The following is a 14,676-nucleotide window of genomic DNA, read 5'->3' as shown; positions in this document are numbered from 1 at the left end:
GCAGAGCGCGGCTAGTCTCGGGAGGTGACTACCGACACCGCTCCTGCCGCCCGCCCGAAGACCCGCATTGACGCCGTCGCTGACGAGTACACCGATACCCTCATCCGGCTGAACCCGTCATTCGCCACCACCCTGGGCGTACCGGGACACGAAACCGAGTACCAGGATTTCTCGCCGGCAGGCATCGCAGAGTTCGCCGAAGTGGCCCGGAAGGCACTCACCGACCTTGAGGGCCTGGCGCCCGAGGACGACGTGGATGCCGTCACCCTGGACGCGATGCAGGAACGGCTGGGCCTGCAGCTGCTGATCCATGCCTCCGGCTGGGAATATGCCGACCTGAACAACATTGCCTCCCCCGCCCAGGACATCAGGGCAATCTTCGACCTCATGCCCACGGCCACCGAACAGGACTGGGAACACATAGCGGGCCGAGCCCACAACGTGCCCGGTGCCGTGGCCGGCTACATCGAGTCCCTCCGGCAGGCCCGTGATTCCGGCCGGGTGGCAGCCGCACGCCAGGTCAACATCGTCATCGAGCAGGCCACAAAGTACGCAGCCGGAGACGGCTTTTTCGCGAAGCTGGCCGCCGGAGCCGCCACCCCGGAGGGTCCGTTGTCCGGAGGCGTCCGGCAAAAGCTCGACGCCGGCGCTGTCGCCGCCCGCCGTGCCTACACCGACCTTGCTGAGTTCCTCCGGACAGAACTCCTCCCCGCCGCCCCCGAAAAGGACGCCGTCGGACGCGCCCGCTACGCACTCGCCTCCCGCGCCTTCCTCGGGGCCACGGTGGACCTGGAGGAGACCTACGCCTGGGGCGTGGAAGAGCTGGACCGCCTCATCGCCGAACAGGAAAAGGTGGCCTCCACCATCAAAGCCGGCGCCAGCATCGCCGAGGCAAAGGACATCCTCAACAACGATCCGGCCCGGCAGCTGAAGGGGACCGGGGCGCTGCGGGAATGGATGCAGGAACTTTCCGACAAAGCTGTGTCCGAACTCGCGGGCGTGCATTTCGACATCCCGGACGTCATGAAGAAGCTGGAGTGCCTGATCGCCCCCACCGACGAGGGCGGCATCTATTACACGGGACCGTCGGATGACTTCAGCCGGCCGGGCCGCATGTGGTGGTCCGTTCCCGCAGGCGAGGACACCTTCACCACCTGGGCCGAAACCACCACCGTCTACCACGAGGGGGTCCCGGGCCACCACCTCCAGGTAGCCACCGCCACCTACCGTCGGGAACTGCTCAACAAGTGGCGGCGGAACGTGTGCTGGACCTCCGGCCACGGCGAAGGCTGGGCACTCTACGCCGAGAAACTGATGCAGGAACTGGGCTACCTGAACGACCCCGGAGACCACATGGGCATGCTGGACATGCAGCGGATGCGGGCAGCACGCGTGGTGTTCGATATCGGCGTCCACCTGGAACTCACGGTTCCGGCACGCTGGGGTTCCGGAACCTGGACCCCGGACAAGGGCTACGGGTTCCTGAAAGAAAACCTCCCTATCAGCGAAGGACAGCTCAACTTCGAGTTCACCCGTTACCTTGGCTGGCCAGGCCAGGCACCCTCCTACAAAGTAGGGCAGCGCCTGTGGGAACAGATCCGCGCCGAACTCGAAGCCCGGCCTGGCTTCGACCTCAAGGAGTTCCACACCAAGGCATTGAACATCGGCTCTGTCGGACTCGATACCCTGAGGCGCGCCCTGCTCTCCTGAACAGTCCGTGGTCGCCTCGGCCCGTCGAGGCTGCCTTCCTCTGCTTGCTGCTCCTTCGTCGCTTTGACGCAAGCTGCCGGAAGGCACCCACGCCGCGCCTTTTGCCTCGCTGGCAGGAGAGATATGCCACATCCCTAGCAGGAATAAGTAACAAACCCGGTCGGAACACTTGATTTTGCGCGGATCTTCTGTGGGTATCAGAATTTGGGGCGCGTAATATTTCTCAATGTTCGTTCGTCGTGATATGCAGGGCGGCCCTAACGTATTCGGGTGAGCACTCAGACAAGCACCCCCTCCCCCGCAGGAAAGACCGGCTTCCAGCTGCCCAAGTGGGCCGGCTCGTTCGGCTTCCAGATCATCGCCGCCCTCATCGTCGGCCTCGGACTCGGCCTGCTGGCCAAGTACACCGGCAGTACCAAGGCCAGCCCTAACGGCCTCGGCGCAACGCTGCAGACCATCGGCTCCAGCTACGTGTCCCTGCTGCAGACCGCCGTCGTTCCCCTGATCTTCACGGCCGTCGTCAGCTCCATCTCCAACCTCCGCCAGGTATCCAACGCCGCTAAGCTGGCGTGGAATACCCTGCTCTGGTTCGCCATCACCTCCCTGATCGCCGTGCTGATCGGCATCGGCCTGGGCGTCCTCCTGCAGCCCGGCGCCAACACCGGCATCACCGGCGAAGGCGAAGCGCCCAGCAAAGTGGGCGACTGGTGGGCCTTCCTGATCGGACTGTTCCCCAAGAACTTCCTGGGGCTGGGTGCGAGCTCCACAGTGGCTGAGTCCGGTGCCGTCACCACGTCGGTCAGCTTCAATGTCCTGCAGATCCTGGTGATCGCCATTGCCGTGGGCGTCGCCGCCCTTAAGGTCGGCAAGGCCGCGGAGCCGTTCCTGACCCTCAACGCCTCTGCCCTGGCCGTCATCCAAAAGGTGCTCTGGTGGATCATCCGCATCGCTCCGCTGGGCACTGTTGGCCTCATCGGCAACGCGGTTGCCGTCTACGGCTGGGACACCATCGGCTCGCTGGGCAAGTTCACCTTCGCCATCTACGTTGGACTCGCCCTGGTGATCTTCGCGGTCTACCCCATCCTGGTCCGGACCCACGGCCTCTCCGTCAAGCAGTACTTCTCCGGAGTCTGGCCCGCAGTCCAGCTGGCCTTCGTCTCCCGTTCCTCCATTGGCACGCTGCCGCTCACGCAGCGCGTCACCGAACGCAGCCTGGGCGTCCCCCGCGCCTACGCCTCCTTCGCCGTGCCGCTGGGCGCCACCACCAAGATGGACGGCTGCGCAGCCATCTACCCGGCCATCTCCGCCATCTTCGTGGCCCAGTTCTTCGGCATCCAGCTCGACTTCAGCCAGTACCTGCTGATCGCCCTGGTTTCCGTCCTTGGCTCCGCTGCCACTGCGGGAACCACCGGCGCGGTCGTGATGCTCACGCTGACGCTCTCCACGCTGGGACTGCCGCTGGCCGGCGTCGGACTCCTGCTGGCCATCGACCCGATCCTGGACATGGGCCGCACCGCGGTCAATGTCGCAGGCCAGGCGCTGGTCCCCACGATTGTGGCCAAGCGCCAGGGCATCCTGGACGAGTCGCTGTACAACGCACCCCGCAACGGCACCCCGTTCGTGGACGACAGCGACGCTGCCGGCGCACCGTCGGACGGCACGTCCACTGACACCGCACCCCGCGAACTGCAGGATGTAAAGGCCTAGCCGCCAGTCTTGGCTGCAGAAAGTCCCCGGGAACCTGACGGTTCCCGGGGACTTTTTTGTGCCTGCGGCTTTACCGGCCCGGAAGAATCAGCGTCCGGCTCCGCCGATCACACCGTTCTCCACCGCCTTGGTGACGGCATCAGCTTCGGCCTGGGTCAGCTTCCCGTCCGCGACGGCCTGGTCCAGGCGCGTCTTCAAAGCGGCAGCCTTCTCTGCCTGCTTTTCACTGCGAAGCTCCTCCAGCCCAGCGGTGACCTTGGATTCCTCAATACCCAGCGCAGCGGCCAGAGACTTCGCCAGTGCGGCGTCCCTGGTGGCTGCATCCGGCTTTTCGCCGTCAGCCGGCGCCGTGGTGGGCTTGTTGGCCTCCCGGAACGCCTGCAGCGCCTCGGTAACCTTTGCTTCCTCCACCCCAAGCTTCGCCGCGAGCGCGGACGCCTGGGCCGCACCCCGCTCGCCGCCGCGGCCACCGTGCCTTCCCATCCCGCCGGGCGTGGTGGTGCCGTCCGTCGAGGCGCTGGAACTGGCACTCGGGGCGGGAGTGGGGGTAGTGGTTGCGGAGGCCATGCCGGCGACTCCGATTCCGGCACCAAGGGCCAGCGCGGTGGCTGACAGGCCGAGGGTCATTTTCTTTGAGCGTGACATTGTCTTGTCTCCTGGATCCGCCGTCGGTGACGGCTGCTGTTGGTGCGCCTCCTTCGAGGCATTCCAAGCTTCCGGGAGCAGGTTCTGGACAGGCTGTCGGGAACCTTTCATTCTCCTGTGAATCAAACTTGCCCAGAGTGCAAACTTGCACGTAGTGTAAAAGCATGACGACGTCCCCTCCAACAGCCGAAGCTGCCGCGGTCCCTTCCCGCCGGGAGCTGAACAAAGCCGCCACGCGCCAGGCCATTACCGACGCCGCTTTGGAGCTGCTGCGCGCAAAGGGCCCCGGGAACTTCACTGCTGAGGACATCGCCGAGGCCGCAGGGATATCGCGCAGGACCTTCTTCAACTACTTCAGCAGCACCGATGCCGCACTGGCCTCCATCGTCCACGGCTTCCTCGACATTGCCATCCAGCAGCTGCGGCTCCGGCCGGCGGATGAACCCATGCTTGAGTCGGCGCAGGCGGCCCTGATGGCCCTCGCCGACCCCAAGGCCGTGGCGCCGCTGGCGGAACTATTCACCCTGACCCAGCAGAGCCCGCTCATGTCACACACCGAACTCGAAGCGTGGGACCACTGCAGGGCGCAGGTCTTTGCCGTGGCCCGCGAGCGCGTTGCCGGCAACCGCGGCGAACAGGATGACCTGTATATCCATGCCCTGGCCGGGTCGGTCATCTCCTGCGGCAAGGCCGCAATGGAAGTCTGGTTCAGCCGCCGCGGACCAGACCTCTCACCGGCATCCCTCGCGGACCTGCGGCAGCTGCTCATCGACGCCATGGCGCTGCTGGGTGCCGGCTTCAATGGCCCGCAGCTCAAATCCACGCCACGCTCCCCGGTATCCACTGGATCCGCCACCCCAACAGACTCCCGTTCCTCCTGACCAGATCGGCTCCCCACATGGCACTGCTCCTTTACCGCCTTGGCAAGTTCTCCTACCGCCGGCGCTGGCTGGTCATCTCGCTCTGGCTCGCGGCGCTTGTGGCCGTGGGCGGCTCCGCCGCGGCCTTCCACGGCACCCTGTCCAACAACTTCCAGATCCCGGGCACGGAGACGCAGCGGATCGCGGACAAGCTGAAAGAGGAGCTGCCCTCGGCATCCGGCGGCACCTCAACGATCGTCTTCGAGGCGCCCGAAGGCGGCTTCACCGAGGAGAGCCGCACCGCCGTCACCGATGCGCTCAAGAAGCTTGAGACCCTGCCGGACGTCCGGGGCACGGTGGATCCGTTCGCCACCCAGGCCCAGGTGGACCAGGCAGCGCAGGCCATCACCGAAGGCGGACAGCAGCTCGCCGCCGGCGAGGCCCAGCTGGCCGCCTCCCGGACAGAGCTGGAGGCCGGCGCGGCGCAGCTCGCCGCAGCCGAGCAGCAGCTGGTTGCGGCCGGCGCCCCTGCTGCAGTCATCGAGGCACAGTTGGGGCAGCAAAAAGCCGGGCTGGCGGAAGGCCAGGCAAGGCTCGACGCCGGAGCCCGGGAACTGGAGGCCAACAAAGCCAGGCTTGAGCTGGGCAAGCGCCAGGCGGAGGCGTCGTCGGCCATCCGGTTCGTTTCCGAAGACGGCCGCGCGGCAGTCGCGCAGGTGCAGTTCAACACCTCCATCAACGGGCTCAGCCCGGAGGTCCGGCACCAGGTCCAGGACATCGCCCACGAAACGTCCGCCGCGGGTGTCACGGCGCTGGCCAGCAAGGAAATCACCGAGGACATTTCCGAGCTCTTCGGTGCCGCCGAGATCATCGGCATCGCTGTGGCGGCCCTGGTCCTGATCATTATGCTGGGCACCCTGATCGCCGCCGGGCTCCCGCTGCTGATGGCGGTGGTCGGCGTGGGTGTGGGCGTCGGAATCACGTTCGCCCTCTCCGGCGTTTTCGACATGAGCTCCATCTCCCCCATGCTGGCCCTGATGCTCGGCCTCGCCGTGGGAATCGACTACTCCCTGTTCATCGTGAACCGGCACCGGACCCAGCTCCTTGCAGGAATGGATCCGGAGGAGTCGGTAGCGCGTGCCACCGGCACCTCAGGCAATGCCGTGGTCTTCGCCGGCCTCACCGTCATCATCGCCCTGGCGGCACTGGTGGTCCCCGGCCTTCCCTTCCTTGCCGTCATGGGCCTCGCAGCAGCCGGAACCGTGGCGGTAGCGGTCCTGGTGGCCATCACGCTGACCCCGGCCATGCTGTCCCTGATCGGCAGGCGCATCATCTCCCGGCGGGCCTGGGCGAAAGCCGAAGCGCATAACGCCGAGCCCGGCCACGAGGCAGCAGACGAGGCCACGGACCGCGAGCGCAGCACGCACGGCTGGGGCGGCCTGGTCACGCGGCACCCCGTGATGGCGCTGATCGCGGGCATTGTGCTGCTGGGCACCCTGGCCCTGCCGGCCACCCAACTGCAGCTCGCATTGCCCGACGGCGGATCGGAACCCGTGGAGTCCGAGGCCTATCAGGCCTATGACCTGACAGCCCGCAGCTTTGGCGAAGGTGTCACCGGGCCCATCGTTGCCGTGGGCGAATTCCCCGCCAACCTTGACGAGGCCCAGGCGCAGGCCCTGCAGTACGACGTCGCCGACAAGCTCCGTGCGGTGGACAACGTGGTGGCGGCCGTTCCCGTCGCGCTCAGCGAGGACCGCCGGACCGCCGTTTTCCAGGTCATCCCCAAGGAAGGCCCGGCCAGCGCCAGCACCGTCCAGGTGGTCTCGGAACTGCGCGGGCTCAACGATGAGATCCAGTCTGAATACGGTGTTGCCATGGGCCTGACGGGGCAGACGGCCGGCAACGTGGACGTCTCCACGAAACTTGGTGACGCCCTGCCGCCGTACCTGGCGATCGTCGTCGGCCTTTCCCTGATCCTTCTGCTGCTCGTGTTCCGCTCCATCGTGGTGCCGCTGCTCGCCACTGGCGGGTTCCTGCTCTCCCTCGCCGCCGCGTTCGGTGCCGTGGTGGCCGTGTACCAGTGGGGCTGGCTGGGGAACGTCTTCGACGTCGCCAACCCCGGCGCTGTGCTGAGCTTCCTGCCCATCATCCTGATCGGCGTGCTGTTCGGCCTGGCCATGGACTACCAGGTGTTCATCGCCTCGGGCATGCGGGAGGCCTACATGCACGGCTCGTCCGCCAAGGAGGCCGTCCGGGTGGGCTTCCGCCACGCCGCCGCCGTGGTGACGGCCGCCGCGATCATCATGGTGAGCGTGTTCGCCGGCTTCATCTTCAGCCACCTGACCATGGTCCGGCCGCTGGGCTTCGCGATGGCGTTCGGCGTGCTGCTCGATGCCTTCGTGGTGCGCATGACCATCGTCCCGGCCGTGATGTACCTGCTGGGCGAAAAGTCCTGGTGGCTGCCGCGCTGGCTGGACCGGATCCTGCCGGACGTGGATGTTGAGGGCGCCAAGCTCAGCCGCCCCGAGTCCGCTCCCGCGTCCGGGGCACTGGTCCACTAGGCCGGCGCCCGTCAATTAGGCTGGAAGCGTGCTCCGCCTGATTCTCGCTTCCCAGTCCCCCGCCCGCACCAAGCTCCTGGCCGAGGCCGGCATCAGGCATTCGGTCCTGGTGTCGGACGTGGACGAGGACGCCGTGCAGGCACGCTACGGCGTCACCGATCCGCACGACACCGCGCTGCTGCTGGCCCGGGCGAAGGCTGAGGCGGTGGCCGCGCTGCCGGAGGCCGAGGGGGCGCTGGTGCTGGGCTGCGACTCCGTCTTCGAGTTCGACGGCGAGGCGCACGGCAAGCCGTACACGGCCGCCGTCGCCCGCGAGCGCATGCTCCGGATGAGCGGCAACGCCGGGGTCCTGCACACGGGGCACTGGCTGGTGGACTGCCGGGACACGGATCCCGACGACGACGGCGGGGAGCCGGGCTCCGGTGCCACGCTGGGAACGGTCGCCTCCGCCGAGGTCTCCTTCCTGGAGATGGAACCGGCGGAGATCGACGCCTACATCGCCACCGGCGAACCGCTGCACTGCGCCGGATCCTTCACCATCGACGGCCTGGGCGGGGCCTTCATCCGGAAGGTCGACGGCGACCCGCACGCCGTCGTCGGACTTTCCGTCTCCACCCTCCGCGGCCTCCTCGCCTCCGCGAACGTGCGCATCACGGACCTGTGGGCCGCGCAGTAAAACGTCCCCTTTTCGGCTCGTCTTGTAGCTTCCCTACAAAGCATTGGCGCTTTACACGCGGATTCCGCAAGTAATATCGGCGGAACCCTCAAAACCGCGCTAGGCTCCCTGAAGGAAAGAAGGAGACGCCTTGTCAGCAAATTTTGAGCAGTCCGCAGGTCCCACGCAGTCGACCCTCACAAAGGTGCTGATCGCCAACCGCGGAGAAATCGCCGTCCGCATCATCCGGGCGGCACGCGATGAAGGCATCGCCTCCGTGGCTGTCTACGCCGACCCGGACCGCGACGCCCTGCACGTCCGCCTTGCTGACGAGGCTTACGCCCTGGGCGGCAACACCGCCGCCGAGTCGTACCTGGTGATGGACAAGATCATCGACGCCGCCCGCCATTCAGGTGCGGACGCCATCCACCCCGGCTACGGCTTCCTGGCAGAAAATGCCCAGTTCGCCGCCCGGGTAATCGAGGCCGGCATCACCTGGATCGGACCGTCCCCCGAAGCCATCTCGGCCCTGGGCGACAAGGTCCAGGCGCGCCACATCGCCGAAAAAGTGGGCGCTCCCCTGGTTCCCGGCACTGCGGACCCCGTGGAGACGGCCGACGAAATCCTGGCCTTCGTGGACAGGCACGGGCTGCCCGTCGCCATCAAGGCAGCGTTCGGCGGCGGCGGCCGCGGCATCAAGGTGGCCCGCACGCGGGAAGAAATCCCCGAACTTTACGAATCGGCCGTCCGTGAAGCCACTGCCGCCTTCGGCCGCGGCGAGTGCTTCATCGAGCGCTTCCTGGACGCACCGCGCCATGTGGAAACGCAGTGCCTGGCCGATGCCTACGGCAACGTGGTGGTGGTCTCAACGCGTGACTGCTCGCTGCAGCGCCGCAACCAAAAACTGGTGGAGGAAGCCCCCGCCCCGTTCCTCACCGAGGACCAGAACCGCCGGCTCTACGAATCCTCCAAGGCCATCCTGAAGGAGGCCGGCTACCTGGGCGCCGGCACCTGCGAATTCCTGGTGGGCCAGGACGGCACCATCTCCTTCCTCGAAGTGAACACCCGCCTCCAGGTGGAGCACTGCGTCTCCGAGGAAGTCACCGGCATCGACCTGGTCCGCGAGCAGTTCCGGCTGGCGCGCGGCGAGGAACTCGGCTACGGCGACCCCGAGGTGCGCGGCCACTCCTTCGAATTCCGCATCACCGGCGAGGACCCGGGCCGGAACTTCATGCCCGCACCGGGCACCATCCGCGTCCTCAAGAACCCCACCGGCCCCGGCATCCGCATCGATTCCGGCATCGAGCAGGGTGACGTGATCAGCGGCAACTTCGACTCCATGCTGTCCAAGCTCATCGTGACCGGCGCCAGCCGCAAACAGGCGCTGGAGCGGTCCCGCCGGGCACTGGACGAGATGGTGGTCGAAGGCATCCCCACCGTCATCCCGTTCGACCTTGCCGTTGTGTCCGATCCGGCGTTTGCCCCCGCCGAGGGTCCCTTCAAGGTCCACACCCGCTGGATCGAAACCGAATTCGTGAACAACCTGGCCCCCTGGAGCCCCGACGCCGGCACCGGCGCGGAGGATGCCGCCGAGGACCGCCAGCGCGTGGTGGTCGAAGTTGGCGGCAAACGCCTCGAAGTGGTGCTGCCCGCTTCGCTGGGATCGGTTGGAAGCGGTGCTCCCGCTGCCGCCAAGCCCGGCAAATCCAAGAAGCGTATCCGCTCGGGCGGCACAGCAGCCGCCACCGGCAACGCCCTCACATCCCCCATGCAGGGCACCATCGTGAAGGTGGCAGTGGCTGAGGGAGACACCGTGGCCGAGGGAGACCTGGTAGTGGTCCTGGAGGCCATGAAGATGGAACAGCCGCTGACGGCGCACCGTTCCGGCACCATCACCGGCCTCACGGCAACTGCCGGTGAGACCGTGTCCGCCGGTGCCGTCATCGCCAGCATCGAAGACTAGACAGGCCCGGAGGCTCCCATGCTTGCACCCAGCTTTCAGGAAGAAGTGGACCGCTACCACCTGGCGGTTCCCGAAATCACCCGCGGCAACCCCGCGCCCATCAAGGAACTGTATTCACAGCTCGACGACGTCACCCTGGCGAACCCGTTCGGCGGCATCGCACGGGGCTGGGCGCAGGTGGAGGCCCGGCTGGACCAGGCAGCCCGGCAGTTCCAGGACGGTGAGATGCTCGGCTTCGACACCATCACGTCCTACACGGCACGGGATACGGCCTACCTCGTGGAAACCGAACACTTCCGCGCCCGCCTGGACGGCGCCGCCGTCGCCGAGGAGTTTGCGCTCCGGGTGACCAGCATCTTCCGGCGCGAGGAAGGCTACTGGAAGCTGGTGCACCGGCACGCGGATCCGGCTGCCCGGCCCCAGTCCCGCCGGTCGCTGACCCAGCCCGCCGCTTCCTGACGCAAACCGCCGGCAGCTGCCGGACTGCCCTGGCAGCCCACTCGGCTGCTGACAGGATCCGGCGGGCGGGGCACACTTAGCAGATGTTGCCTTTCCTGCTCCTGGCCTCGCGTGCCGAGGATGCCGCAGCCGAAGACGAGTACGCCGCCTACCTCCGGTACGGCGGGCTGGAGCCGCGGGAACTGCACAGGGTCCGGCTGGAGGCGGGCCCGCTGCCTGACATTGAGCTGTCCGATTACTCCGGTGTGATTGTCGGCGGCAGCCCCTTCACGTCCAGCGACCCTCCGGAGCAGAAGAGCCGGGTGCAACACCGGGTGGAACGCGAACTGTCGGGGCTCCTGGACCGGCTGGTGGCACAGGACTTTCCGTTCCTGGGAGCCTGCTACGGGGTGGGAACCCTGGGTACCCACCAGGGCGCCGTCATCGACCGGACCTACGGCGAACCGTTGGGCGGCGTGGAGATCGAGCTGACCGAGGCAGGCCTCGCGGACCCGGTGCTGAAAGGGATGCCCCGCACCTTCACGGCCTTCACCGGGCACAAGGAGGCCTGCACCACCCTGCCGCCGCAGGCAGTGCTGCTGGCCCGGTCCGCGGCCTGCCCGGTCCAGATGTTCCGGATCCGGAACAACCTGTATGCCACCCAGTTCCATCCTGAGCTGGACGTTGACGGGCTGGTAACCCGCATCGACATCTACCGGCACGCCGGCTACTTCCCTCCGGAGTCGGCGGAGGAGCTGATGGACAATGCCCGGCAGTTCACCGTCACCGAGCCCATGAACGTGCTGCGGAATTTCGTGGCGCGCTACGCGGTCTAGCTGCGCCGCCCCGCCGTCGTACCTTCCTGCCCGCTTACTGCCTCCCGGACAGGAAAATGCCCGGCACGATCCCCGCGGATACGGGGATCGTGCCGGGCACTTCAGCCACCAAGTGGGCTGGAACGCGCGGAATGCGTCAGGCCACGTTGTTTTCGTAGTCCAGGTCGCGGGTTTCCTTGCTGACGAACAGGGCAATGAGGGTCAGCACGGCCATGGCGGTGAGGTAGATGCCCACCAGGACGGGGCTGCCGTCAGCCATTTCCCACAGCGCCACGGCGATGAACGGCGCAACCGCAGCACCCAGGATGCTGGAGAAGTTGTAGCTGACAGCGGACCCGGTGTACCGGACGTTCGTGGGGAACAACTCGGGCAGCAGCGCACCCATGGGCCCGAAGGTGAGTCCCATCAGGGAGAAGCCGATGACCAGCAGGGCCATGGTCCCCACGAAGCCGCCGCTGAACAGCGGGACGAACAGCAGGCCGAAGATGAAGATGCCGCCGGTAACAGCGAGCAGCATCTTGCGCCGGCCGTACTTTTCGGCCAGCGGTCCGGAGACCAGCGTAAAGATACCGAAGAACACGACGCCGGCGATCAGCATCCAGAGGAAGTCGTTGCGGGTGTAGCCCAGGCCGGGAACGAAGGCAGCCGCAGCGGCCTCCGTCATCGGCTTTCCGGCCTTCTCGGCGGCGGCCCTGGCAGCCTCGAGGCTGGCCGGCCGGGTGCCGTAGGTCAGGGTGAACGTGGTCATCAGGTAGAAGAGCACGTACGTGGCGAGCATGATGAACGTGCCCAGGATCAGCTGGCGCCAGCTCGTTTTGAAGACGCGGCCCAGCGGCAGCTTGGCCACCTCGTTGGACTCGAGGACCTTGGTGAAGGCGGGCGTCTCGATGAGTTTGAGGCGGACGTAGAGGCCGATGATCACCATAACGGCACTGAGCAGGAAGGGCACGCGCCAGCCCCAGGCCTGGAAGTCGGCCGGCGACAGGGCGTAGCTGAAGACAAGGAAGATGACGTTCGCGATGATGAAGCCGATCGGCGCGCCCAGCTGCGGGAAGGTTCCGTAGATGGCCCGCTTGTTGGCGGGCGCGTTCTCGGTGGCCAGCAGGGCGGCACCGCTCCATTCGCCACCCAGTGCCAGGCCCTGGGCGAACCGCATGACCACCAGCAGGGCCGGAGCCCAGAATTCCCAGCCCGGCACCAGCGCGGTGGGCAGGCAGCCGATCAGGAAGGTGGCGATACCCATTGTCAGCAGCGAGGCCACCAGGGTGCCTTTGCGGCCGAACTTGTCGCCGAAGTGCCCGAAGACGATGGAGCCGAGCGGGCGGGCGATGAAGGCAACGCCGAACACTGCGAAGGAGCTCAGCAGCTGGGTTGTCTCGTTCTGGTTGGGGAAGAACAGCTGCGGGAACACGAGCACCGCGGCAGTGGCATAGACGTAGAAGTCGTAAAACTCGACCGTGGTGCCGATCAGGCTGGCAACGATCACGCGGCCGCGCGAGTTCACCGGCTGGGGCGAACCGGGCACCGTGGACGTATCGGTGGATGACATAGGTAAACGCTTTCGCTAGAACCGGCCGGAGGCTGGCATTGCCCCCGGCTCGAAATAGTTAGAGTTCAATATTAGTTCCCGCGGTCCAGTCAATGGACGAAAGGTCCAGCATGCGGACCTGTGCCGTGTGTCTCATTTTTGCCACCCTACTCCTGCCTAACGGCTGCCAAAAGGCGCCGATAGGCAAATGTCACAGCCCGTTAACACACGGCGTCGGTCCGTGAAACGCGCCCTACCTACCGTGGAGGAACAACATCCCCCCGAAGGAGGTAACCCGTGACTGTTGACCGCACCGCTGATGCCGGCACCGGCAATTCCCTGGACCTTGACGATGCACAGGCCCCGGAAACCGTTGCCGCATCCGCCAGCGCACAGCCCGGCTCTACCCGCACCACAGACGCCCCCGTCCTTGAATTCCGCCCCGGCCGCTGGATCGCCAACTGGGATGCCGAGAACAAGGAACAGTGGGAATCCGCCGGCCGCACCATCGCCCGCCGCAACCTGAACTGGTCCATCTTCGCCGAATTCCTCGGCTTCGTCGTCTGGCAGCTCTGGTCCATCGTGGTGGTCCAGCTCCCCGCGGCCGGGTTCACCTTCACCACGTCGGAAATCTTCTGGCTCATCTCGATGCCCAGCCTAGTGGGCGCGACGCTCCGCATCCCTTACACCTTCATGGTCCCCCGCTTCGGCGGCCGCAACTGGACCATCGTCTCCGCCCTGCTGCTCCTGATCCCCTCCGTCGGCCTGGCACTCTGCGTCTCCAACCCGGAAACGCCGTTCGGCGTCATGCTCCTCGTGGCAGCCCTGGCGGGCTTCGGCGGCGGCAACTTCGCCAGCTCCATGGCAAACATCACGTTCTTCTACCCCGCCCGTGAAAAGGGCTGGGCCCTGGGCCTGAACGCCGCCGGCGGAAACATGGGTGCCGCCGTCGCGCAGCTCGCCGTGCCCATTGCCATCACCCTGCTGGCCGCCGGGACCGTCAACCTGCCCCTGGCCGGCTGGATGTGGGTTCCGCTGATCCTGATCGCGGCGTTCGGCGCCTACAAGTTCATGGACAACCTCACCAGCGCCAAGGGCGACATCGCCGGTTCGGTGGCCGCCATCAAGGAACCGCACCTGTGGATCATGGCGCTGCTCTACATCGGCACGTTCGGCTCCTTCATCGGCTTCGCCGGTGTGTTCCCCAAGCTCATGAAGGACTACTTCCCCGAGTTCTCCTCCATCGGCGTCGGAACCGTGGCCCTCTCACTCGCCTTCCTCGGCCCCCTGGTCGGCTCGCTGGCCCGCCCCTACGGCGGACGCATGGCAGACCGCATGGGCGGCGCGCGGATGACGGTGGCAGCCTTCGCCTCCATGGCCGTGATCACGCTGACCATGATCTGGACCCTGCCGCTGAAGAACTTCTGGCTCTTCCTGGTCCTGTTCCTGATGCTGTTCACCGCCAGCGGCTTCGGAAACGGAGCAACCTACCGCATGATCCCGGTCATCTTCGCCACCTCCAGCCGCGCCGCCCGCAAGGGTGCAAGCTCGGTGGCAACCCAGCGGCTGGCGTCCTCGGCCCTCGGCCTGATCTCCGCGATCGGTGCCTACGGCGGATTCGTCATCCCGCAGGTCCTGAACGCCTCCAACACGGCCAGCGGCTCCTACACACCGGCCTTCTACGGTTTCGTTGGGGCATACGTCCTGATGCTGGCTGTCTGCTGGTTCTGCTACATCCGCAACGCCAACCGAAATGCGATGGGACACGTCTAA

The 14,676-nt window shown here is 66.5% G+C and carries 11 protein-coding genes; 9 read left to right on the top strand and 2 right to left on the bottom strand.

The genetic code is table 11. The features are described 5' to 3' along the window. Nucleotides 1–24: 24 nt before the first annotated feature. Complete coding sequence (locus AC5RWA_RS12835) at nucleotides 25–1,710, top strand: DUF885 domain-containing protein (protein ID WP_494057910.1); 1,686 nt, start codon at nucleotides 25–27, stop codon at nucleotides 1,708–1,710. A gap of 270 nt (nucleotides 1,711–1,980) precedes the next feature. Beyond that, nucleotides 1,981–3,417: a dicarboxylate/amino acid:cation symporter gene (locus AC5RWA_RS12830; protein WP_115524312.1), complete on the top strand. Its 1,437-nt coding sequence runs from the start codon at nucleotides 1,981–1,983 to the stop codon at nucleotides 3,415–3,417. An 87-nt stretch (nucleotides 3,418–3,504) separates the two neighbouring features. Here the strand turns inward: AC5RWA_RS12830 and AC5RWA_RS12825 are convergent, their stop codons facing one another. Beyond that, nucleotides 3,505–4,062 (bottom strand): hypothetical protein, encoded by a 558-nt coding sequence (locus tag AC5RWA_RS12825; protein WP_494057909.1) that lies wholly within the window; start codon nucleotides 4,060–4,062, stop codon nucleotides 3,505–3,507. Nucleotides 4,063–4,226: 164 nt separating this feature from the next. Between AC5RWA_RS12825 and AC5RWA_RS12820 the strand changes: the two genes are divergently transcribed. The 6 genes from AC5RWA_RS12820 (at nucleotide 4,227) to AC5RWA_RS12795 (ending at nucleotide 11,375) form a co-directional block, all read left to right on the top strand. Next, nucleotides 4,227–4,943 carry a TetR/AcrR family transcriptional regulator gene (locus AC5RWA_RS12820; protein WP_494057908.1) on the top strand — a complete coding sequence of 239 codons (717 nt, stop codon included), beginning with the start codon at nucleotides 4,227–4,229 and terminating at the stop codon, nucleotides 4,941–4,943. Between the two features lie 17 nt (nucleotides 4,944–4,960). Next, nucleotides 4,961–7,483 (top strand): MMPL family transporter, encoded by a 2,523-nt coding sequence (locus tag AC5RWA_RS12815; RefSeq protein WP_494057907.1) that lies wholly within the window; start codon nucleotides 4,961–4,963, stop codon nucleotides 7,481–7,483. Nucleotides 7,484–7,511: 28 nt separating this feature from the next. Further along, nucleotides 7,512–8,159: a Maf family protein gene (locus AC5RWA_RS12810; protein ID WP_494057906.1), complete on the top strand. Its 648-nt coding sequence runs from the start codon at nucleotides 7,512–7,514 to the stop codon at nucleotides 8,157–8,159. A 130-nt stretch (nucleotides 8,160–8,289) separates the two neighbouring features. Next, nucleotides 8,290–10,101: an acetyl/propionyl/methylcrotonyl-CoA carboxylase subunit alpha gene (locus AC5RWA_RS12805; protein WP_494057905.1), complete on the top strand. Its 1,812-nt coding sequence runs from the start codon at nucleotides 8,290–8,292 to the stop codon at nucleotides 10,099–10,101. Between the two features lie 18 nt (nucleotides 10,102–10,119). Next, nucleotides 10,120–10,560, top strand: coding sequence for a YybH family protein (locus AC5RWA_RS12800; protein ID WP_476246980.1), 441 nt, complete (start codon nucleotides 10,120–10,122; stop codon nucleotides 10,558–10,560). Nucleotides 10,561–10,643: 83 nt separating this feature from the next. After that, entirely contained in the window at nucleotides 10,644–11,375 is a 732-nt protein-coding gene (locus tag AC5RWA_RS12795; protein ID WP_115524318.1) for a glutamine amidotransferase, read from the top strand. 136 nt (nucleotides 11,376–11,511) lie between these two features. Here AC5RWA_RS12795 and AC5RWA_RS12790 read toward each other — a convergent pair whose 3' ends face one another. Further along, complete coding sequence (locus AC5RWA_RS12790) at nucleotides 11,512–12,924, bottom strand: MFS transporter (protein WP_079595625.1); 1,413 nt, start codon at nucleotides 12,922–12,924, stop codon at nucleotides 11,512–11,514. Between the two features lie 276 nt (nucleotides 12,925–13,200). Between AC5RWA_RS12790 and AC5RWA_RS12785 the strand changes: the two genes are divergently transcribed. After that, nucleotides 13,201–14,676, top strand: coding sequence for an MFS transporter (locus AC5RWA_RS12785; RefSeq protein WP_494057904.1), 1,476 nt, complete (start codon nucleotides 13,201–13,203; stop codon nucleotides 14,674–14,676).

It is taken from the genome of Arthrobacter sp. 210 2 (genome assembly GCF_059093025.1).
The sequence above is the reverse complement of the archived record's forward strand: the minus strand, read 5'-3'. Positions and strand labels throughout refer to the sequence as shown.

Bases quoted from the DNA above. Each gene is read 5' to 3' on its own strand.
- AC5RWA_RS12820 (WP_494057908.1), top strand. From the start codon at position 4,227: ATGACGACGTCCCCTCCAACAGCCGAAGCTGCCGCGGTCCCTTCCCGC.
- AC5RWA_RS12815 (WP_494057907.1), top strand. From the start codon at position 4,961: ATGGCACTGCTCCTTTACCGCCTTGGCAAGTTCTCCTACCGCCGGCGC.
- AC5RWA_RS12800 (WP_476246980.1), top strand. From the start codon at position 10,120: ATGCTTGCACCCAGCTTTCAGGAAGAAGTGGACCGCTACCACCTGGCG.
- AC5RWA_RS12790 (WP_079595625.1), bottom strand. From the start codon at position 12,924: ATGTCATCCACCGATACGTCCACGGTGCCCGGTTCGCCCCAGCCGGTG.
- AC5RWA_RS12795 (WP_115524318.1), top strand. From the start codon at position 10,644: ATGTTGCCTTTCCTGCTCCTGGCCTCGCGTGCCGAGGATGCCGCAGCC.
- AC5RWA_RS12825 (WP_494057909.1), bottom strand. From the start codon at position 4,062: ATGTCACGCTCAAAGAAAATGACCCTCGGCCTGTCAGCCACCGCGCTG.